Below are 19,107 nucleotides of genomic sequence, written 5' to 3'. Positions count from 1 at the left end.
CAAATTTATTTATGCTGAAAATTATCTTAATTTCTCATTAATAAGCTGATACAACAAATCAATATGTGCTGAATAGACATTTAATGCTGGAATATAATGATAAGATTCACCACCTGCTTGTAAAAAGTATTGTTGATTTTCTTGGGCAATTTCTTCTAATGTTTCTAAACAATCAGTAGCAAATCCAGGGCAAATTACTGCGACTTTGCGAATATTTTTTTCTGGCAATGTCGCCAAAGTTTCATCTGTATAAGGCTGTAACCACGCTTCTTTACCAAAACGAGATTGATAACATAAACGCCATTGTTCTTTATCAAGTCCAAGTTGTGCAGCAACAGCTTCTGCTGTTTGTTGGCAATGCTGGGCATAGTAATCTCCTTCTTGTTGATAACGTAAAGGAATGCCATGGAAAGAGAAGATCAAATGTTCATCTGCAGCGAGGTGTTGTTGAATACTGTGCGCTAATGCATTGATGTATAAAGAATGATGATGATAAGAGAAGATAATCTCAAAAGGTATAATTTTGCGTTGTTTGTGTAGAGCGTTGTGAAACGCATCTAATACTGAAGCAGTGGTAGTACTGCTATATTGTGGGTACAACGGTAGTAAGATTAAACGTTCTATATTTTGTGCGTACAGTTTTTCAAGTGCAGAACTGATTGATGGATTACCATAAGTCATCGCTAACTCAACAACAACATTTTGTTGCTGTTGTTGAAAGCGTTGTTGCAGAGCAGCTTTTTGTTGTTTACTGATTGCGAGCAAAGGAGAGCCATCTGCTTGCCAAATTTTTTGATAAAGTTTAGCAACACGAGGCGCTCGCTTTGGCAAAATAATTAAATTTAATAATAATTGCCATTGCCAGCGAGGGAGATCAATGACACGAGGATCACTTAAAAATTGGCGTAAGTAACGTTTTACTGCTAAAGGAGTAGGCTTATCTGGTGTACCTAGATTAACTAACAATACCCCTACTTTTTGATTAGTAAGCATTATTTTTCCTTTTGATCTAATACCGCAAGGGTTAAACGACTTTGACAACAAAGGCGTTGTTGAGAGTCTGTGATATTAATTTGCCAAACGTGTAGTGTTCTACCAATATGTAGCGGAGTGGCTCGAGCAACAACACGCTCACCCAGCTTCATCGCTCGTAAATGGTTAGCATTGATTTCAACACCGACCACCCCTTTATCTTCCTCACAAGCACAAAATCCCGCATAAGATCCAACCGTTTCGGCTAATAGTGCAGAAGAACCGCCGTGGAGCAGCCCCATTGGCTGGCAATTTCGCTGATCGACCGTTAATGTAGCTTCGAGCCAATCATCACCAAAAGCGATAAATTCAATGCCGAGTTGTTCAGCCGCCGTATTCTTGTTCGCTTGATTAAGTGCATCTAACTGAATATTTTTTTTCCAAATGGACATTAATTTAAAACCTCTAATAATCCTTGTAATGGGTGTTTACTGATTTGCTGTTGCATTCTTTTAATTTGGCTACGACAAGAGTAACCAGAGACCAAACAATATTGTAAATCTTTATCTTGTAATTTCTTCTCCCAAGAAAGTCGGTAAATTTCTTTTGAGGTTTCTTCATGAAGAGTTTCGTGACCAAATGTCCCAGCCATACCGCAGCAACCTACTTGAACGACTTCCAATTTTTCACCCAATTTAGCAAATAATGTTTGCCATGCTTTGCTACTATTTGGCAATAAACTACTTTCCGTACAGTGTGGGAAGAGATACCACGTCCGAGCGGTTTCAGATTGGGGAGGTGAAGGTTCATAGGTAGTTAACACGTCAGATAGCCATTCTTGTGCGGTCAAGACATTAAAATTACCACGTTTTTCACCAAGGACTTGTTTATATTCATCACGATAGGAAAGCACGACTGCTGCATCAACACCCACTAAAGGAACCCCAAGTTTTGCAATACGATTTAATACTTCTGCTTGTTTGGTAGCTGTTTTACTAAAACGAGTTAAAAAACCTTTTATGTGTTGTGCCTTACCATTAGGCTTAAATGGCAACACAACAGGCTCAAAGCCAAGTTTTTGTGTTAATCGTACAAAATCAGCCACTACTTTTGCATCATAAAATGAGGTAAATGGATCTTGCACAATAAAGAGCATCTTTTCACGTTGTTGGAGTGGTAATTGCTCTAATTGTTCTAATGATCGATCACGATAATTGATTTCGACTAATTGTTGTTGTAATGAAGGCACGGAGAGTTGGGGCAGATCGACCATACCAATAACTTTTCTCGCAACTTTTTCCATGACAGGGTGAGTGGTAATAGTATTGAAAAATACAGGTGCTTTTGCCATCAGAGGAGCAACATTTTCGACATTGGCAACCACATAATCTTTAATTGGGCGAGGATAGCGACTGTGATAGAAATATAAAAATTTTGCTTTAAAGTCAGGTACATCAATTTTAATTGGACACTGACTCGCACAAGCCTTACAAGATAAACAAGTATCCATTGCGGCTTTCACTTCATGCGAAAAATCATCTTTATTTTTATTGGAAAAACGATAGCGTAGCTTTTCTATTAAGTCAGTTAATTTGATTTCATTTTTCTTGAAGTCTAACTGTTCGGCGGAGATATTGGCATTAGCTAAGAGGCGTAACCATTCACGCACTAATGCAGCACGTCCTTTTGGTGAGAATACACGATTACGGCTCACTTTCATTGATGGACACATTACACTATCAACATCAAAATTAAAACATAAGCCATTACCATTACAATTCATTGCACCACTAAATTGATCTTTAAGGGCAACAGGAATTTGGCGATCATAATCTGCTCGCATTGGCGAAAGCACTTCAAACAACTTGGCATCGGAGTTTAGAGGTGTACAAATTTTCCCTGGGTTAAGGCGATTTTCTGGATCAAATAGGGTTTTTATTTGCTGTAATACCTGCCAAAGTTCATCACCAAAAAATTGACGACTATATTCACCCCGAACTCCTTTACCGTGTTCTCCCCAAATTAAACCGCCATATTGTTGTGTCAGGTTAGCGACTTGATCAGAAATAGATTTAAATAATTTGACTTGTTCAGGATCACAAAGGTCTAAGGCAGGGCGAACGTGTAATACCCCAGCATCAACGTGTCCAAACATACCATATTCAAGCTGATGCTTATCTAACAAAGCACGAAAATCGGCAATATAATCGGCAAGATTTTCAGGCGGGACACAGGTATCCTCAACAAAAGGAATCGGTTTTGCACGACCTTGAGCATTACCTAATAAGCCTACGGCTTTCTTACGCATTGCATAAATTTTTTCCACTGAAGCTAAATCAGTACAAACTTGATAACCAATCACATCATTTTGCTGATTCGCTATTTCCTGATCTAGCCGTTGGCATAATTGTGCGACTTGCTGTTGCTGATATTTTTCATTATTCCCAGCATATTCCACAATATTAAGCCCAAGAATTGGCGTATTTTCTTCTTCTTTTAGTAGATCAGAAACGGAGTGCCAAATAATATCTTGCTTCGCTAAATTCAGGACTTTTGAATCAACTGTTTCAACTGATAATGCTTTAGCTGCCACCATTGCAGGGGCGTGGCGCAAGGCGGCATCAAATGAACGATATTTTATATTAATTAATGTACGATATTGCGGAATAGGTAATAGATTTAATTTAGCTTCACAGACAAATGCTAGAGAACCTTCTGAACCTGTGAGAATGCGGCTTAAATTAAAGTGTGTAAGATTTTGATCAAATACGTGATTCAGATCGTACCCCGTAATAAAACGATTTAATTGAGGTAATTGTGTAAGAACTTGTTCACGATGTTGACGACAGAGTTGTTCAATCTGTTGATGAAGTTGTTTACCTGTTTTAGATAAATTTGCTTGTTCAATATTTTCGGCAAACTGATCACAGGCAATCGCTTCAGTATCTAGAATATCGCCATTGATTAAGACAGAACGTAACGCAATAACATGATCAGAAGTTTTTCCATACATTAACGAACCTTGCCCAGAAGCATCAGTATTCACCATTCCACCAATGGTTGCACGATTACTGGTCGAAAGTTCTGGCGCAAAAAATAAACCGTGAGGCTTGAGGTAACGGTTTAATTGATCTTTGACTACACCTGCTTGTACACGCACCCAACGCTCTTTGACATTCAGCTCAATAATTTGATTCATATGACGAGAGAGATCAACAATAATGGTACTGTTTAGTGATTGTCCATTTGTTCCTGTACCACCACCGCGTGGCGTAAATTTCAGTGATTTAAATTCATCGCGTTGAGCAAGTTTGGTTAATCGAACAATATCGGCAACTTCTTTAGGGAATAATAAGGCTTGAGGTAGTTGTTGATAGACACTGTTATCAGTAGCGAGAGAAAGACGATCGGCATAATGATAAGCAATATCGCCAAGAAAACCTTGTTGTTTTAATTGGCTAAGATAATGGTTCACTAAAGGATCGAGTTGTTGTTGACTCGCTAAATAAGGAATGATCATGATAAGCCTCTTGATTCTTATATTTGGTTTTAAGCAAATTAAGTGGACGATTATACTAGCATAAAAACATAGAATGTTAAGAATGGCGCTAGAGATTATCTCTTTGCAGAAAGATTCACTGAAAATTATTTTGAAAAACTAAAATTTTTAAGTAATGATTGTTTTTTGAACTTAAAAAGCGTGTTTTTTAAGCAAAAAATAGAATAAGCGTTTGATTTTATCTTGATCAATGGTGATAATATGCGTTACCAAATAGGTGAGTTAATGCTCATTTATTTTGGGGAGAGGTTGATGTTTACGGTATCTTTGATGGTAAATTTAAACCTTAAAATCTAAATATAGATAATAAATTCAAGAGGATTTTATAATGAAAAAGACTGCAATCGCATTAGCAATTTCAGGATTAGCATTCGTATCAGTAGCACAAGCAGCTCCTCAAGCAAATACTTTCTATGCAGGTGCGAAAGCTGGTTGGGCATCATTCCACAATGATGTAAATCAATTTGAAGAAAATGTTGATGTAGTACATCGCAATTCAGAAACCTATGGTGTATTCGGTGGTTACCAAATTACTGATAACTTTGCTGTTGAAGCAGGTTATGATTTTTATGGTAAATTAAAAATGCACTCTCATGACGGAAGTACTCGTGCAAGACATACTGCTCATGGTTTAAACTTAAGCTTAAAAGCAAGTTATCCAGTATTAGATAACTTAGATGTTTATGGTCGTGTGGGTGCTGCGTTAATTCGTTCTAGCTATACAACTCATGAAGATGGTGAAAAAGTAGCTTCTGATCACAAATTAAAAGTGTCTCCAGTTTTAGCGGCTGGTGTAGAGTATGCAATTCTTCCAGAATTAGCTGCACGTTTAGAGTACCAATGGGTTGCTAACGTAGGTAAAGTAAATCAAATTACAAATGCAGATGCAAATTATAGCCCAAGCATTGGTTCTGTTTCTTTAGGTCTTTCTTACCGTTTCGGTCAAGGTCAACAAGCTGTACCTGAAGTGGTTAGCAAAAAATTTGCATTAAGTTCTGATGTATTATTTGCTTTCGGTAAAGCAAACTTAAAACCAGAAGCAGAACAAGCATTAGATAACTTACAACAAGAAATTGCTAAAGTAAGTACTTTATCATCTGTTGAAGTTGCAGGTTATACAGACCGTATCGGTTCAGACAAATATAACTTAAAACTTTCTCAAGATCGTGCTAACACAGTAGCTAACTACTTAGTTTCTAAATCTGTATCTCCAGATGTAATCAAAGCAGTTGGTTATGGTGAAGCGAACCCAGTAACTGGCAACACTTGTGATGCAGTTAAAGGTCGTAAAGCATTAATCGCTTGCTTAGCACCAGATCGTCGTGTTGAAGTTTCTGTAAGCGGTCAACAATAATTAATCGTTGAAACGTTATTATTTGTTTATTTAAACAATGACAAAATCCCAGCCTATGCTGGGATTTTTTATACTAATTTTTAATTTTTGATAAGCTCATAATATGGAGTAGCTCGTTATTATTATTTTTGCAGCAAGCTATATCTGTAAAGTGAAGCTATCTTGAATAAATAATAAATTAAGGTAAATGATAAAATATTTATTTTTATCATAATTATATAAGAGGAAATTTATAATGAATAAAAAAGCGGAAAGTTTTAAAGCTTATTTAGAAAATGCTAAGGTAGAAGCATTTGCTATTGAAGAGATTGCCGATGATGCGTTGAATACTGTTGTATTTCGCTCTCATTTTGATATTGGGGGAAATCAATTACCAACTATCGTCATTTTAGATGATTCTATTTATGCAATGATTCGTGTATTAATTGCACCAAAAGTGGAATCTGAAGAAGCAATCGCCAAAGTACGTGTTTTATTAAATGATTTCAATAAACAATATAAATCATTCAAATACTACCTAGATGATGACAATGCGATTGTCTTAGATACTTGCTTATTGACTGAGGGTGAAGCGATTAATGGTGATTTAGTTTATGCAATGTTTGAAGTATTAGTGAATCACTTAAATGACGCTTATAAAGAAATTATGAAATCAATTTGGAACTAATATTTTCATTTTGATTGGTTTAAATAAACCCTGTAAAGCATAAGTTTTACAGGGTATTTTTTATGTTTTTGTTCTCATTCCCCAAATAAAAATAGGAATAAAACTTAGCAATATAAGGGAGCCAATAATAACACTCTCCCAAGAAAAATATCGCCATAAGAAAATGAGATAGAATCCGACAATACTTGAACCAAAATAGTAGAAAGAGAGATATAAAGCGGAAGCTAAAGCTCTTGCTTGCTGTGCTTGCTTACCAACCCAACCACTCGCTAACGCATGAGTGGAGAAAAAACCAATACTACAAATTAATAAGGCGATAATGATTAAAGGTAAAGAAGATACAGTTAAGAGCAATACACCAATTAATAATATACACCACCCAAAAAACATTCCCCGTAACGAAGAGTAACGTTGTGTTAATTTCCCTGTTAAACTCGCAGCAAAGGTACCACTTAAGTAGCACAAAAAAAGTAACGAAATTTGTGTAGTAGAAAAAGAATAAGGCTCGTTAATCAGGCGTAAGCTGACGACGGAATAGAGGTTAATAAATACACCAAATCCGAGTCCGCCAATAAAATAGGTTCGCCATAATTTTGGATTACGGATATGACCACATAAATTTTTGCGTAGGTTATTAAATTGTAAGGTTTGTAGTTGAAAGTGTTGTTCTTTTGGTAGCCAATAAATAATTAGAAAGACACCAATTACGGCTAGAATGCCACAAAACAACATTGGAGTGTTAAGTTCAAAATGATCTGCTAAAAAACCACCTAATAATCGCCCTGAAATTCCCCCTAATGAATTTGCAGCAATATAGGTTCCCACAACCGAAGCAATAGAGCGTTGTTCAAATTCTTCACTAATATAGGCAATGGCAACAGCAGGTAGCCCACCTAAAGCAATCCCTTGTACGATGCGTAGAAAGATCCACATACTCACCGAATCTGCAAAATAGAGGAGGATACCAATTACTGCTGTAATACCAAGACTAAATTTCATCATTAAACGACGACCAAAACGATCAGCAAATAAAGCCCAAGGAATAAGACTTAAACTTAACCCTAGTGAGGTGCCTGCAAAAATCCAATTCGCTACCGCAATAGATACCTGATATTTTTGGGCAAAATCAGCCAAGATTGGTTGAGCTGAGTAGAGATTGCAAAAAACTAAAAAAGAGGAAAACGCTAAAGCAAAACTTGCTAAATAAAATGCTTTGGATTGCCGAGTAATCATGATTTTACATTAGGTTAAGACAGGAATTTTTCTATCTTATTCCTTTAACAATATTTTTACAATCTTTTATACACGGTACTGTAGTATTTCAACAGGATTACCGACACGTATCATTCCACTGTTTAGCGGAATAAGATTGATACCAAATAGTGGCGCTCCTTTTTCATTTGTATGGATTTTTTTTAACGTACGAAATGGCTCACATTTTGCTTCTAATTCCCCCGTTTTTAAGTTACGAGTGGTTAAAATGCAACGCTCACAAGGTTTAGTTTGTAAAAATTCTACCTCACCAATTTTAATTTTTTGCCAAGTTTCTTCTGCAAAAGCCTCTTTGCCACTAACAATTAGATTGCCTCGAAATTGATCAATGCTGATCGATGTAGGGCAGGCTTGCTGTACGGCAGCAAAAGAACTTTCGCTAACTAATAATAATGGATAACCATCTGCAAAAGAGACACTGTGTGCAGGAAAATGCTTAATAAAACGTTGATCTTTTTCGCCTAACCAACGTAATACGACTTCAATTTGCAGTTTTTCACTAAACCATTGATTAATCTCAGTAGGAGCAATAAATGACGGGAAGTGAGTTCCCCATACTTCGCATTCTTGTTGTTGGCTAAAATCTTGATAGCGTACAATAACTTTACTGCCATCACGGTGAAGAACCATTATGCCGTTTGCAATAGGATATGCCGAAAATTGATATAACCCACCATGCTTTCTAGCCGTAATAAAGGTTCCATTTGGATCAGTCAGCATAAATTCACGATCGAAACTTAAGCCATGTGGTTGCACATAGCTTTGTTGCGTGAAGCAAGGTTGAGCAGATTTTATTGGATAAAATGCAATTTTTTGTAATGTATTCATGTTGGGATAGCTCCTAGCATAATCTTGAATTAGATATTACTGTAACGTATTCAATTCGTAATAGAAATTGTTTTATACAAAATGTAATGAAATAGTAAAAATTAAATATTTAATAATATTCAACGATTAATAGTAATGAAAATAGATATTTAGATTTTGAATAGCATCAAATATGGGAGTTATTACTTTCTAGCTGCCTGTGCGGCAGTAAACTATTCGTTGATCTAATTCATCACGAGAAAAAATTTCTAAGCTGCCTATACGGCAGTAAACCTAATGTGATGAATTTCAGTACGGCTAGTTTGTTTTCTAAGCTGCCTATACGGCAGTAAACCTGCCTTAACATCACCATCAACGAAGCCATCATTTCTAAGCTGCCTATACGGCAGTAAACTGCGAAAGAATTTGGTTACGAAGATGTAGATTTTTCTAAGCTACCTACACGGCAGTAAACAAGAGTTTCCAGCTTCGATGATGAATAATCGATTTCTAAGCTACCTACACGGCAGTAAACAAACCAATGCACCGAAGTTTGCTGGGACAGCATTTCTAAGCTGCCTATACGGCAGTAAACTCGTTACGAGTATATGAAAATGATACTGACGATTTCTAAGCTGCCTATACGGCAGTAAACGCTGGCGAGTGTGGTTATTTTTACTCGCCGTTTTTCTAAGCTGCCTATACGGCAGTAAACTTGATGATTGCCCGCCGTTTCCAGTTTAGGGATTTCTAAGCTGCCTATACGGCAGTAAACTTTTGTGTTTTACAAAGTTAAAGGATCGATATTTTCTAAGCTGCCTATACGGCAGTAAACTGATTATCTTGATATTTTTTACTGTTTTTTGTTTTCTAAGCTGCCTATACGGCAGTAAACATTAAACGTCGCTTCAATGTCGCCTTTGTAATATTTCTAAGCTGCCTATACGGCAGTAAACTAGAGTAAAAACTCACTTTATCATAGATAAGACAAGGATTGTAAGGAAAAATATGTTAATTACCCTTTTTTTTGAAGAAAATAAAAAATAATAAAAATCAAAAAGTTATATTCTATAAAGAAAAAAGGGGGAGTAAAATTCTTATTTTGTGTATCACATTTACTGCCGTATAGGCAGCTTAGAAAAAAGAGCATAACGATTATTCCGTTTTCTTAGTGTTTACTGCCGTATAGGCAGCTTAGAAATAGTAGTTCTTGAGTAGTAAGCCAAGTTTCCATGTTTACTGCCGTATAGGCAGCTTAGAAAATTACCAAGACGTGGACGGTACAAACCCAGGTGTTTACTGCCGTATAGGCAGCTTAGAAAATAATGAGATGCACGTCATCATTTTGTATAAAGTTTACTGCCGTATAGGCAGCTTAGAAAGCAATGCGGGAAGTGGGTTGAGTGTAGGGCAAGTTTACTGCCGTATAGGCAGCTTAGAAAGAGCGGTGAAATTGATTAAAGAGGTATTTGCAGTTTACTGCCGTATAGGTAGCTTAGAAATTTTCTGATTTTGCCGTTTTCATCGACAACAGGTTTACTGCCGTATAGGCAGCTTAGAAATTATTTAAACCGCTTGCATACATAGACCTCTGGTTTACTGCCGTATAGGCAGCTTAGAAATTTATTCAAAAACGTATTGAGAAAAAGGATAAGTTTACTGCCGTATAGGCAGCTTAGAAATAAAATGCGACTGGTGTTGAGGTTACCCTCTTGTTTACTGCCGTATAGGCAGCTTAGAAAGTTTAGCCGGCAGCTTCTCAATCTGCAAGTTAGTTTACTGCCGTATAGACAGCTTAGAAAAATAAACCTTTCTTTATTAGAAAGTTCAACTGGTTTACTGCCGTGTAGGCAGCTTAGAAACGCATCTTTTTCCTTAAATTGTCGGATACCAGGTTTACTGCCGTATAGGCAGTTGAGAAAATTAGTTTCGCTGCAAAAATTTTTGTGTTTTGGTTTATTATTAGTCAGTAACCAGCAAATATTAATGCTGAAAATAAATAAGGATACTATTATAGTATCAAATTTAGTTACTAAAAACTTGATTGCACTATTCTGAGTAACTATAATTGATATCATTTTTGAGGAGGAATGAGTGGGAAAGTCAGAAAAATTATTAGAAAAATTAGCAAATGCAAAAAGCACATTTGTATGGTCTGATTTAGTAACTTTACTTGCTCAGTTGGGATATGAGAAGAAAGAAATGGCGGGTTCTCGAGTACGTTTTTATCATGCAGAATTGAACCATTTAATTTTATTACATAAACCACACCCTGAAAATTATATTAAAGGTGGAGCTTTAAAATCCGTCAAAGAAAGTTTAAAAGGAGTAAGTTTACTATGACATATTTAAAATATAAAGGTTATGTTGGCACAATAGAGGCTGATTTAGAAAATAATGTACTATTTGGTAAGTTAGCCTATTTACGTGATTTAGTAACTTATGAAGCAGAAACATTGCCTGAATTAGAGAAAGAATTTCGAACTTCAGTAGATATGTATTTGCAAGATTGTGAAGCGTTAGGGAGAGTACCTGATAAACCATTTAAGGGTGTTTTCAATGTTCGTATTAGTGAGGAACTACACCGTAATGCTGTGTTAGCTGCAGGAGAGTTAAGCTTAAATGCCTTTGTTGGTGAAGCGATTCGAGAAAAAGTAGAACGTAGTGGTATAAAATTATAAAGTTTTTTATTGCTTTGGTATCAGAATCAGAATTTTATACTCTTTTTTCTTTATAGAATATAACTTTTTGATTTTTATTATTTTTTATTTTCTTCTAAAAAAAGGGTTATTAACATATTTTTCCTTACAATCCTTGTCTTATCTATGATAAAGTGAGTTTTTACTCTAGTTTACTGCTGTATAGGCAGCTTAGAAAATTCTGATATCCACTTAGACCAACTGTTAGAAGTTTACTGCTGTATAGGCAGCTTAGAAAGAGTTAACTAAATTTATCGTCGGCGCAAAAGAGTTTACTGCTGTATAGGCAGCTTAGAAAACAAACGCAATTTACTGGTGATGTTGATATTGGTTTACTGCTGTATAGGCAGCTTAGAAATCGCTTCTTAAATGCTCTGCCATATCAAAATCGTTTACTGCTGTATAGGCAGCTTAGAAATGCAGAAAGAGTAAGTAAATATATTTATCATCGTTTACTGCTGTATAGGCAGCTTAGAAATGACGATAGATCTAGGGATTTAGATAATTTAAGTTTACTGCTGTATAGGCAGCTTAGAAATTCCTTCATTCTATTTAGGCTTAATGAGATTTGTTTACTGCTGTATAGGCAGCTTAGAAAGTAACATTAATTTCTTTCGCTTTTACCCCTTTGTTTACTGCTGTATAGGCAGCTTAGAAAAGGTGCCGATCCAACGGCATTAGTTTCGCAAAGTTTACTGCTGTATAGGCAGCTTAGAAAAACCACAATGACACCAAATGGCGCATTACCGTGTTTACTGCTGTATAGGCAGCTTAGAAAACTTCTCATTGCGCAATAAAAATGCCATTTGAGTTTACTGCTGTATAGGCAGCTTAGAAACGAATGACCCTAATAGATTTTGTGAGCCTAATGTTTACTGCTGTATAGGCAGCTTAGAAAATAGAACTGGAATTGACGAATACCCCACAAGCGTTTACTGCTGTATAGGCAGCTTAGAAACCTAGAAGCTAAGGATAGGCTGTGGCTACTAAGTTTACTGCTGTATAGGCAGCTTAGAAATAAGAGAGGTGGACGGAAAATCAAGGGCAGCGGTTTACTGCTGTATAGGCAGCTTAGAAATGAATTTATAACCCCGCTTACCGTATAAAGCTGTTTACTGCCGTGTAGGTAGCTTAGAAAAGAAAATTACGAGGGAGAGACGTTGCAGCCCTGTTTACTGCCGTGTAGGTAGCTTAGAAAAGAAAATTACGAGGGAGAGACGTTGCAGCCCTGTTTACTGCCGTGTAGGTAGCTTAGAAATTTTAATGGGCAAGTACCGAATGCGTCTTGTCGTTTACTGCCGTATAGGTAGCTTAGAAATTCCGCATTATTGCGTTGCATTTCCCACATCGGTTTACTGCCGTATAGGTAGCTTAGAAATACAGATAAAATAAAAGAAAATCACCGTTCTTGTTTACTGCCGTATAGGCAGCTTAGAAAACCGCACTATCACCATGACGCTTTCCACTTTTGTTTACTGCCGTATAGGTAGCTTAGAAAAGGTGCCGATCCAACAGCATTAGTTTCACAAAGTTTACTGCCGTATAGGCAGCTTAGAAAGTTACACGTTACCGCCCAAGCCTGGAAACTTTGTTTACTGCCGCATAGGTAGCTTAGAAATTAAATATAAGTTCAAATAAACGATTAAAATCGTTTACTGCCACACAGGTAGTTAGGGATTTATTATTATCAATAGATTAATGTGTATTTAAAGGAAATGATTTCAATAATACGGTTTTACGAGTCGAATAGGGGCTGGAACTAATTTAATTAGTTGATGATTGTAGAATAGTTAATTTTTTATTTATTTAAAAAAGTGGCTTAAAGTCTTGAGTTATAAACTTTGAAGCCACTTTTTAATAAGGATTTATCTATAAATATTATTTATATTTTTTATGATAATCGTTGCGAATAGTGAGCAATGCTTTAGCTTTTTCTTTTGCTTGTTCAAGCTCACCTTTGGCTGCAAGTGCAGATGTTTCATCGATCACGGCGATAAATTGCTGCATACCTTGTTGATAATCTTTAAATTCTGCACTTTCTTTCCCTTTTTTCGCTAAGCTTCCTGGGACAAGTTCTAGAGAGCGTTGTGCAGCAGCTTTTAATTCACTTAAATGTTTTTGCATTGTTTCTGCATTATCTGCTTTTAGAACTGGTCCGATATTGTCTTTAAAATAGACCATTTCTTTAGCGACAGTATCAGCAAAAGTTAACGTACTAAAAGCAACTAAGCTACTTAATAAAACCGTTTTAATTAGCGATTTTGTTTTCATTCTCACTCCTTTATTTAATAAATAATAACGTTATGGTTATTTCGCATAATAATTTGCCAGTTTAAGGTTAAACTTGACGGTAATAACTATAACGATTGATTAACGATTTTGCTAATTATTTTTTCAATATTTTTTAACCCATTTAAACGTGTTTCACTTAATCGTTGATCGATTTTTAGCTGTTGTAATAGCGCGGCAATGCTAAAACTCCGCAATTTTTCAGTACTGGCTTCATTGATAGCCGTTTGTAGAATGAAAAGAATACCATTTAAAATTCGCGCATCACTATACGCAATACAGTGCCATTGTTGTTCTTGATAGGATAATTTAAACCATAATTGGCTTTCACACCCCTCGATTAAAGGGAGTGTTGCGAGAATATGCGCTTCTGGTTTTGCTAGTTGTTTTGCCAATAAAATTAGTTGGCGATAACGTTGTTCCCAACTTTGACATTGCGCAAAAAGTGATTCAATCTCAGCGAAAGTCATTTACTCCTCCAATAAAGTCAGTGCGTTGTTTAATGCGTGAAAAAACAAATTGAGATCATGCTGATTATTGTATGGTGCGAGTGATAAGCGTAAAGTACCACGTTGTTGTAAAAAATGGAGATAAGGTTGTGCGCAATGCTGTCCAGTGCGTAAAGCGATCTGTTGTTCGCTTAACAGTGTTGCTAAATCACTATTATCAATATCAGTAAAGATAAAACTAATAATATGGCTTTCGGAAGCGCTAAATAATTTACAACCATAGTACTGGGATAATCGTTGACGGCATTGTTCGGCTAGTTGTTGTGTATGTTGCATTAATTGATGAAAATCATACTGTTGTAACCATTGTAAGACTGCACCGAACCCGATAACCGCCGCAATATTAGGGGTACCTGCTTCCAAACGATAAGGTAATTCTTGAAAAGTAGAATATTGATCTGTTACCTGTTGAACCATTTTGCCACCAAAAAAGAGTGGTGTGAGTTGTTGTAACGCCGATTTTTTTCCTGCTAATACACCCAATCCAGTCGGTCCGAATAATTTATGTGCAGAAAATGCCAAAAAATCCACATCTAACTGCTGTAAAGCAATCGATTGATGTAAAACAGCTTGTGCTGCATCAACGATAATCAATGCTTGAGGTGCTAATTGGCGGATTAAAGCAGAGCATTGTTCTATCGGTTGGCGATAACCAGTTACATTGGAAACAAAATTTAATGCCACAATTTTTGTTTTACTAGATAGTGCAGCAGTTAAAGCCGCTAAATCAATTTGGTAATCTGCCTGTAAAGGGAGTACAGTCAAGGTTAAATTGTGTTGTAATGCAAGTTGTTGCCACACAACAAAATTAGCATGATGTTCTGCCGAGGAGAGGATAATTTGATCGCCTGTGTGTAATAAATGAGCTAATCCATAGGCAATACTATTAATACTATGGGTTGTACCTGATGTCCAAACAATACAGCTTTCATCTTCTGCCTGAATAAATTGTGCTACCTGTTGGCGAGCTTGCTCAAATAATTGTGTTTGCTGCCAATCATATTGACTGCGATGCACTGAACCTGCGGAACAGTAAAATTGTGTTGTCGCCTCAATGAGTGCATTGGGGCGCAATGTGGTTGCAGCAGAGTCCAAATACACGGCAGTGGGGTGTTGTTGGAAGAAAGGAAATGCTGCGCGAAAATGGTCAGGATCAAAACTTAGCATAAATGAATTTAGCGACAGAGTGAATTACAAGGAATACCATCATGATTGCCATCGAGGTAATTTGCGGCACATTGCTGGAAAAAACGTGTTGCTTCCTCGCAAGAAGAAAAACTTTTGCAAGAACGTTTAGTACGACAAGTTGTACTGGTGGTTTTGCTTGGTTTTGGCAAGGCTAATAAAGGCGCTGATGGATTTTTGGCAAGTGGGGCGGACGGATTTTTAGCGTGTTTGCGCCAATTACTCGGGTAAATTGGATCGCTATCTTGCCATAGACCACGGCGTTGTTGGCGAGCATCATTTTCAGCCTGTAGATATTGATTATCGTGCATATATTCACGATAAGCCCAAGCTAATCCTTGTTGCACCATCGTTAAGTTAATATTTTTACCAGCAGAATCAAATACTTGTCCAACAACACGCCCATATTGGTCATATTGGCTTGATTGAATATTGACATTTTTCTTAAAGATGAGTTGTGATAGGCGTTGACGTGCACGATCGCCATAAGGTTGTTTTTTTTCTGGTGCGTCGACTTGTGCTAAACGCACTTTAATCTGTTTGTTGGTTGCTAATAGGCAAGTAAAGGTATCACCATCGCTAACACTAACAACTCGACAAGAAATTGTCCGTGCAGCGAAGCTATTAGCCACAAGTAAGGTAAATAAACAAGCGATAAAAATCTTTTTCATTGGTAATTAAATTAATTTTAAAAATGTAACATTGATCACAAAATAAGAGTAAAATAAGCCCAATATTATTACATATTTCTGTTAATGATGTTTTATAAAATTGTCGCTTTATTTCGTTCACTCGCTATTTTATATGCAATGTTATATCTTGGGGAGGGGATCAACTACCTCTTCCCTATTGGAATTCCAGCAAGTATCTGGGGATTGTTACTGTTATTTGCTTGTTTAGTATTTAAGTTAATTAAAGAAGAATGGGTGATGCCGAGTGGAGCATTGCTGATACGTTATATGTCAGTCCTTTTTATTCCACTAAGTGTAGGCATTATTGATTATTTTGATTTATTAACAAAACAAGCGCTTTTATTATTGATCCCAACTATGATTAGTACTTGTTTGGTACTGGTGTTTACGGCATTGTTAGCGGATTATCTCTTTTCCTATAATTCATTTAGTAAATTACGCAAAAAAGCCAAAAAGCGTAATTTAAGAGGTGCAAAATGATTTATCTCTATTGTGTAATGACAATTTCCGCTTTTTATCTTGCCATCGCAATTAATAAAAGACTTAAATCATTAGTTTTCAACTCATTTGTGATTACACTATGTTTATTGATTGCTATTTTACTGATTTTCCGCATTCCCTATCATGATTATATTGAGGGGAATAAACCGTTAAGTGCATTATTAGGTCCGTCGATAGTTGCCTTAGCATTACCACTATATGAACAACTAAAACAGATTAAGCAATATTGGCGTAGTATTCTGTTTATTACCACAATTTCTTCTGCATTTGCCATGTTGAGTGGTTCATTCATCGCTTATTTATTAGGGGCTGATGAACGTATTATGGCAACTATTTTTGCTAAATCGATTACCACGCCATTAGCTATGGCAGTCTCTGGAACAATTAGTGGTGTCCCGACAATAACAGTTGTATTAGTCATTATCGCAGGATTAATCGGATCGATATTTGGTTATACGATTATTAAATTATTGAAAGTGAAAAATAGTGAAGCCGCTGGATTAGCTATTGGCACAGCATCACACGCACTTGGTACAGCAGCTTGCATGGAAATTGATAAAAAAGCAGGAACATACAGTTCTATTGCGCTTGTTCTATGTGGCGTGATTACCTCATTGATCGCCCCTTTATTGTTCGATCTTTTATTAATTATTAGTAAGATTTTTTAGTTACTTTTCCACATATCAATATGTGGAAGATTATCTTCAAGATAAACTTCTGAGGTTGTAACAAAACCGAATTGCGCATAAAACGCTTGTAGATAGTGTTGTGCTTGAATACTGATAGGTAGATTAGGAAACATTTGCTGAATAAAATCAAGAATATGCGTTAATAATTGTTTGGCAATACCATAACCACGATATGGCGTAATAACCAACACGCGACCAAAATGCACGATATTTTGGTCGAGATAGATTCTGGCATAAGCGACTAATTTTTGTTCATCTGTTAGCCATAAATGCGTCGCACTCAGATCAATGTTATCCACTTCTTGATAAGGGCATTGCTGTTCTACCACAAATACCGCTGTTCTCGCTTGATAAATTTGAAAGAGTTCATGTGTAGTGAGCTGAGCAAACTTCTTACAATGTAACTGCATAAATATCCCTTGTTACTTTACTGCAATAAACGGAAAGAAAAAGATCATTGTAGATTCATACTGATTTTGTGCTTTTAGCATAAGCCAATCAACATGATGCTGATTTTTAGCGTAACTGATTAAATAATTTTATCGGTTTTTTCGATAAACCAAGCAGCGATTGCCATAATAATCACTAAACCTAATAAAATCCAAGTTTGTGGCGTCCAACTATGCCATAAACCATAGCCATAACCAAATGAGATTGGACCACAGGCAGCTAATAAATAACCTCCTGATTGGACAATACCTGATAATCTTGCCGTATTTGTCGGCGAGGTCGTTTTCACTGATAACATGGTTAATAAATAAGGGAATAGTGCACCACCAGCTAATCCAGTAAAAATATTCACCAGTAACCAATAGGTAAAACTGTTGTAATCCAGTAACATCATTGCAATTCCAATAAAGGAAATTCCCATAAAGCTAGCAATCACTAATTGTCGTTTTTCTTTAGACCAGTGAATAAATGCAGAAGGTAAAAACATCATTAAGGGAATAGTTACGAGCATATAAATGCCTAATAGATAGCCAGTAGTGCTGGCAGATAGACCTGCTTGTTGTCCCATCGTTGGCAGCCATGCCAAAGTCGTATAGAAATAAAGGGATTGAATACCGCCAAAGATGACTAAACACCACGTATATTTATTTTTGAATAATGAAGTTTGTGCGACTTGGTTTTGTGGTTTTTCTAAATAGTGATTATGTTTAACATTAGGTAACCAAATCAATAACGCAATCAGTAGCATTGCTGATAATACCAAGATCATCGTTTGCCAATTACTCATTTCAGTAATAGGAATCGCCAGTGATGAACCGATAATAGTTGAAAACGTCATTGCCAACGAATATAAAGAGGTCAATTTTCCAATGCGATTTGGACTATTTGCCATAATGACACTCGGTAGTAAAACGTTTAATACAGCAATGCCGATCCCAATAACGATAGTGCCAGCAACAAGCAATGGAAGAGAAAAAACTCGTATTGTTGAGCCAATAAACATAAACACTAAAACGATGGCAAATAATTTTTCCACTCCCAAGAGTTGACCTAAACGGGTAGCAAAAGGCGAAACTAAAGTAAACATTAATAAAGGTAAGGTGGTTAAAATGCCTAATGCGCTAATCGGAATAGCAAATTCAGTGGCAATTTCATGCAGGATTGGCGGAATTGCAGTAAAAGGTACACGTAGTACAACACCGATCATCATGATGCCAAGAATTAAAAACGTTTGGTTTTGTTTTTTCATTTTTTATTTTTGTAATTGATTACTGCAGTGGGAAATTAATTAACACATAAACAATACACCCTCTAAAAAGAGATAGGTGTTTGTTGATAAAGTCAAATTTATTAATTTTAGGTTCAACTTGAGGTTTAGATTTCGCCCTAAAGGGCGACCCACTATTATTCGCAAGTTCGCTCAGCTTACTTGCTCACCCTACGGGTCGCTGCAAGCAGCGCT

17 protein-coding genes and 2 CRISPR repeat arrays are annotated in these 19,107 nt (G+C 36.4%); of the genes, 6 read left to right on the top strand and 11 right to left on the bottom strand.

Annotation, left to right across the window (positions count from 1 at the left end; genetic code table 11):
* Positions 1 to 21: 21 nt before the first annotated feature.
* Genes hemH through ydiJ form a run of 3 tightly spaced genes read right to left on the bottom strand, consistent with a single transcriptional unit; the run spans position 22 to position 4,492 of the window.
* On the bottom strand, positions 22 to 993 hold the full coding sequence (gene hemH / locus ACFFHK_RS02360; RefSeq protein WP_382368723.1) for a ferrochelatase: 972 nt from the start codon (positions 991 to 993) through the stop codon (positions 22 to 24).
* Positions 993 to 1,424 (bottom strand): PaaI family thioesterase, encoded by a 432-nt coding sequence (locus tag ACFFHK_RS02355; protein WP_382368720.1) that lies wholly within the window; start codon positions 1,422 to 1,424, stop codon positions 993 to 995. The genes hemH and ACFFHK_RS02355 overlap by 1 nt, the downstream gene beginning before the upstream one ends.
* Complete coding sequence (gene ydiJ, locus ACFFHK_RS02350; RefSeq protein ID WP_382368717.1) at positions 1,424 to 4,492, bottom strand: D-2-hydroxyglutarate dehydrogenase YdiJ; 3,069 nt, start codon at positions 4,490 to 4,492, stop codon at positions 1,424 to 1,426. The genes ACFFHK_RS02355 and ydiJ overlap by 1 nt, the downstream gene beginning before the upstream one ends.
* 367 nt (positions 4,493 to 4,859) lie before the next feature.
* On the opposite strand from ydiJ, the gene ompA reads away from it, so the two are divergent.
* Together ompA and ACFFHK_RS02340 are read left to right on the top strand one after the other, a co-directional pair.
* The gene (gene ompA, locus ACFFHK_RS02345) at positions 4,860 to 5,885 is read left to right on the top strand and encodes a porin OmpA (protein WP_382368714.1); all 1,026 of its coding nucleotides are present in this window, start codon (positions 4,860 to 4,862) and stop codon (positions 5,883 to 5,885) included.
* Between the two features lie 235 nt (positions 5,886 to 6,120).
* Positions 6,121 to 6,552 (top strand): YbjN domain-containing protein, encoded by a 432-nt coding sequence (locus ACFFHK_RS02340; protein ID WP_382368711.1) that lies wholly within the window; start codon positions 6,121 to 6,123, stop codon positions 6,550 to 6,552.
* 60 nt (positions 6,553 to 6,612) lie between these two features.
* Here ACFFHK_RS02340 and ACFFHK_RS02335 read toward each other — a convergent pair whose 3' ends face one another.
* Positions 6,613 to 7,785, bottom strand: coding sequence for an MFS transporter (locus tag ACFFHK_RS02335; RefSeq protein ID WP_382368708.1), 1,173 nt, complete (start codon positions 7,783 to 7,785; stop codon positions 6,613 to 6,615).
* A gap of 66 nt (positions 7,786 to 7,851) precedes the next feature.
* Positions 7,852 to 8,652 carry an MOSC domain-containing protein gene (locus ACFFHK_RS02330; RefSeq protein ID WP_382368705.1) on the bottom strand — a complete coding sequence of 267 codons (801 nt, stop codon included), beginning with the start codon at positions 8,650 to 8,652 and terminating at the stop codon, positions 7,852 to 7,854.
* A 1,092-nt stretch (positions 8,653 to 9,744) separates the two neighbouring features.
* Positions 9,745 to 10,553: direct repeats of the CRISPR family, unit length 28 nt; unit sequence GTTTACTGCCGTATAGGCAGTTGAGAAA.
* A 172-nt stretch (positions 10,554 to 10,725) separates the two neighbouring features.
* On the opposite strand from ACFFHK_RS02330, the gene ACFFHK_RS02325 reads away from it, so the two are divergent.
* Positions 10,726 to 10,974 (top strand): type II toxin-antitoxin system HicA family toxin, encoded by a 249-nt coding sequence (locus ACFFHK_RS02325; RefSeq protein WP_382368702.1) that lies wholly within the window; start codon positions 10,726 to 10,728, stop codon positions 10,972 to 10,974.
* Positions 10,971 to 11,312: a type II toxin-antitoxin system HicB family antitoxin gene (locus tag ACFFHK_RS02320; protein ID WP_382368699.1), complete on the top strand. Its 342-nt coding sequence runs from the start codon at positions 10,971 to 10,973 to the stop codon at positions 11,310 to 11,312. Before ACFFHK_RS02325 ends, ACFFHK_RS02320 begins: the two co-directional genes overlap by 4 nt.
* Positions 11,313 to 11,479: 167 nt before the next feature.
* Positions 11,480 to 12,948: a CRISPR direct-repeat array (repeat unit 28 nt; unit sequence GTTTACTGCTGTATAGGCAGCTTAGAAA).
* 260 nt (positions 12,949 to 13,208) lie between these two features.
* Here the strand turns inward: ACFFHK_RS02320 and ACFFHK_RS02315 are convergent.
* From ACFFHK_RS02315 to ACFFHK_RS02300, 4 genes are all read right to left on the bottom strand, one after another.
* Positions 13,209 to 13,601 (bottom strand): cytochrome b562, encoded by a 393-nt coding sequence (locus ACFFHK_RS02315; protein WP_382368696.1) that lies wholly within the window; start codon positions 13,599 to 13,601, stop codon positions 13,209 to 13,211.
* Positions 13,602 to 13,687: 86 nt separating this feature from the next.
* Positions 13,688 to 14,089, bottom strand: a complete 402-nt coding sequence (locus ACFFHK_RS02310; protein ID WP_382368693.1) for a SufE family protein — start codon at positions 14,087 to 14,089, stop codon at positions 13,688 to 13,690.
* Entirely contained in the window at positions 14,090 to 15,295 is a 1,206-nt protein-coding gene (locus ACFFHK_RS02305; protein ID WP_382368691.1) for an aminotransferase class V-fold PLP-dependent enzyme, read from the bottom strand. It lies immediately after the preceding gene.
* A gap of 8 nt (positions 15,296 to 15,303) precedes the next feature.
* A complete protein-coding gene (locus ACFFHK_RS02300; protein ID WP_382368688.1) occupies positions 15,304 to 15,984 on the bottom strand; it encodes a thermonuclease family protein in 681 nt (226 codons plus the stop codon).
* Positions 15,985 to 16,071: 87 nt separating this feature from the next.
* Between ACFFHK_RS02300 and ACFFHK_RS02295 the strand changes: the two genes are divergently transcribed.
* Together ACFFHK_RS02295 and ACFFHK_RS02290 are read left to right on the top strand one after the other, a co-directional pair.
* Positions 16,072 to 16,485, top strand: coding sequence for a CidA/LrgA family protein (locus ACFFHK_RS02295; RefSeq protein WP_382368946.1), 414 nt, complete (start codon positions 16,072 to 16,074; stop codon positions 16,483 to 16,485).
* Positions 16,482 to 17,174: a CidB/LrgB family autolysis modulator gene (locus ACFFHK_RS02290; protein WP_382368685.1), complete on the top strand. Its 693-nt coding sequence runs from the start codon at positions 16,482 to 16,484 to the stop codon at positions 17,172 to 17,174. Before ACFFHK_RS02295 ends, ACFFHK_RS02290 begins: the two co-directional genes overlap by 4 nt.
* Here ACFFHK_RS02290 and ACFFHK_RS02285 read toward each other — a convergent pair.
* Together ACFFHK_RS02285 and ACFFHK_RS02280 are read right to left on the bottom strand one after the other, a co-directional pair.
* The gene (locus tag ACFFHK_RS02285) at positions 17,171 to 17,605 is read right to left on the bottom strand and encodes a GNAT family N-acetyltransferase (RefSeq protein WP_382368682.1); all 435 of its coding nucleotides are present in this window, start codon (positions 17,603 to 17,605) and stop codon (positions 17,171 to 17,173) included. The two genes, ACFFHK_RS02290 and ACFFHK_RS02285, sit on opposite strands and share 4 nt — an antisense overlap.
* Positions 17,606 to 17,724: 119 nt before the next feature.
* On the bottom strand, positions 17,725 to 18,894 hold the full coding sequence (locus ACFFHK_RS02280; protein WP_382368679.1) for an MFS transporter: 1,170 nt from the start codon (positions 18,892 to 18,894) through the stop codon (positions 17,725 to 17,727).
* Positions 18,895 to 19,107: the final 213 nt, after the last annotated feature.

Origin of the sequence: Gallibacterium trehalosifermentans (genome assembly GCF_042433055.1) — a bacterium.
Classification (GTDB): Bacteria; Pseudomonadota; Gammaproteobacteria; order Enterobacterales; family Pasteurellaceae; genus Gallibacterium; species Gallibacterium trehalosifermentans.
The sequence above is the reverse complement of the archived record's forward strand: the minus strand, read 5'-3'. Positions and strand labels throughout refer to the sequence as shown.

Coding starts and splice junctions, on each gene's coding strand:
- ACFFHK_RS02300 (WP_382368688.1), bottom strand. CDS start 15,984: ATGAAAAAGATTTTTATCGCTTGTTTATTTACCTTACTTGTGGCTAAT.
- ACFFHK_RS02315 (WP_382368696.1), bottom strand. CDS start 13,601: ATGAAAACAAAATCGCTAATTAAAACGGTTTTATTAAGTAGCTTAGTT.
- ACFFHK_RS02290 (WP_382368685.1), top strand. CDS start 16,482: ATGATTTATCTCTATTGTGTAATGACAATTTCCGCTTTTTATCTTGCC.
- ompA (WP_382368714.1), top strand. CDS start 4,860: ATGAAAAAGACTGCAATCGCATTAGCAATTTCAGGATTAGCATTCGTA.
- ACFFHK_RS02340 (WP_382368711.1), top strand. CDS start 6,121: ATGAATAAAAAAGCGGAAAGTTTTAAAGCTTATTTAGAAAATGCTAAG.
- ACFFHK_RS02330 (WP_382368705.1), bottom strand. CDS start 8,652: ATGAATACATTACAAAAAATTGCATTTTATCCAATAAAATCTGCTCAA.
- ACFFHK_RS02310 (WP_382368693.1), bottom strand. CDS start 14,089: ATGACTTTCGCTGAGATTGAATCACTTTTTGCGCAATGTCAAAGTTGG.
- ydiJ (WP_382368717.1), bottom strand. CDS start 4,492: ATGATCATTCCTTATTTAGCGAGTCAACAACAACTCGATCCTTTAGTG.
- ACFFHK_RS02280 (WP_382368679.1), bottom strand. CDS start 18,894: ATGAAAAAACAAAACCAAACGTTTTTAATTCTTGGCATCATGATGATC.
- ACFFHK_RS02320 (WP_382368699.1), top strand. CDS start 10,971: ATGACATATTTAAAATATAAAGGTTATGTTGGCACAATAGAGGCTGAT.
- ACFFHK_RS02335 (WP_382368708.1), bottom strand. CDS start 7,785: ATGATTACTCGGCAATCCAAAGCATTTTATTTAGCAAGTTTTGCTTTA.
- ACFFHK_RS02295 (WP_382368946.1), top strand. CDS start 16,072: ATGTTTTATAAAATTGTCGCTTTATTTCGTTCACTCGCTATTTTATAT.
- ACFFHK_RS02305 (WP_382368691.1), bottom strand. CDS start 15,295: ATGCTAAGTTTTGATCCTGACCATTTTCGCGCAGCATTTCCTTTCTTC.
- ACFFHK_RS02285 (WP_382368682.1), bottom strand. CDS start 17,605: ATGCAGTTACATTGTAAGAAGTTTGCTCAGCTCACTACACATGAACTC.
- ACFFHK_RS02355 (WP_382368720.1), bottom strand. CDS start 1,424: ATGTCCATTTGGAAAAAAAATATTCAGTTAGATGCACTTAATCAAGCG.
- hemH (WP_382368723.1), bottom strand. CDS start 993: ATGCTTACTAATCAAAAAGTAGGGGTATTGTTAGTTAATCTAGGTACA.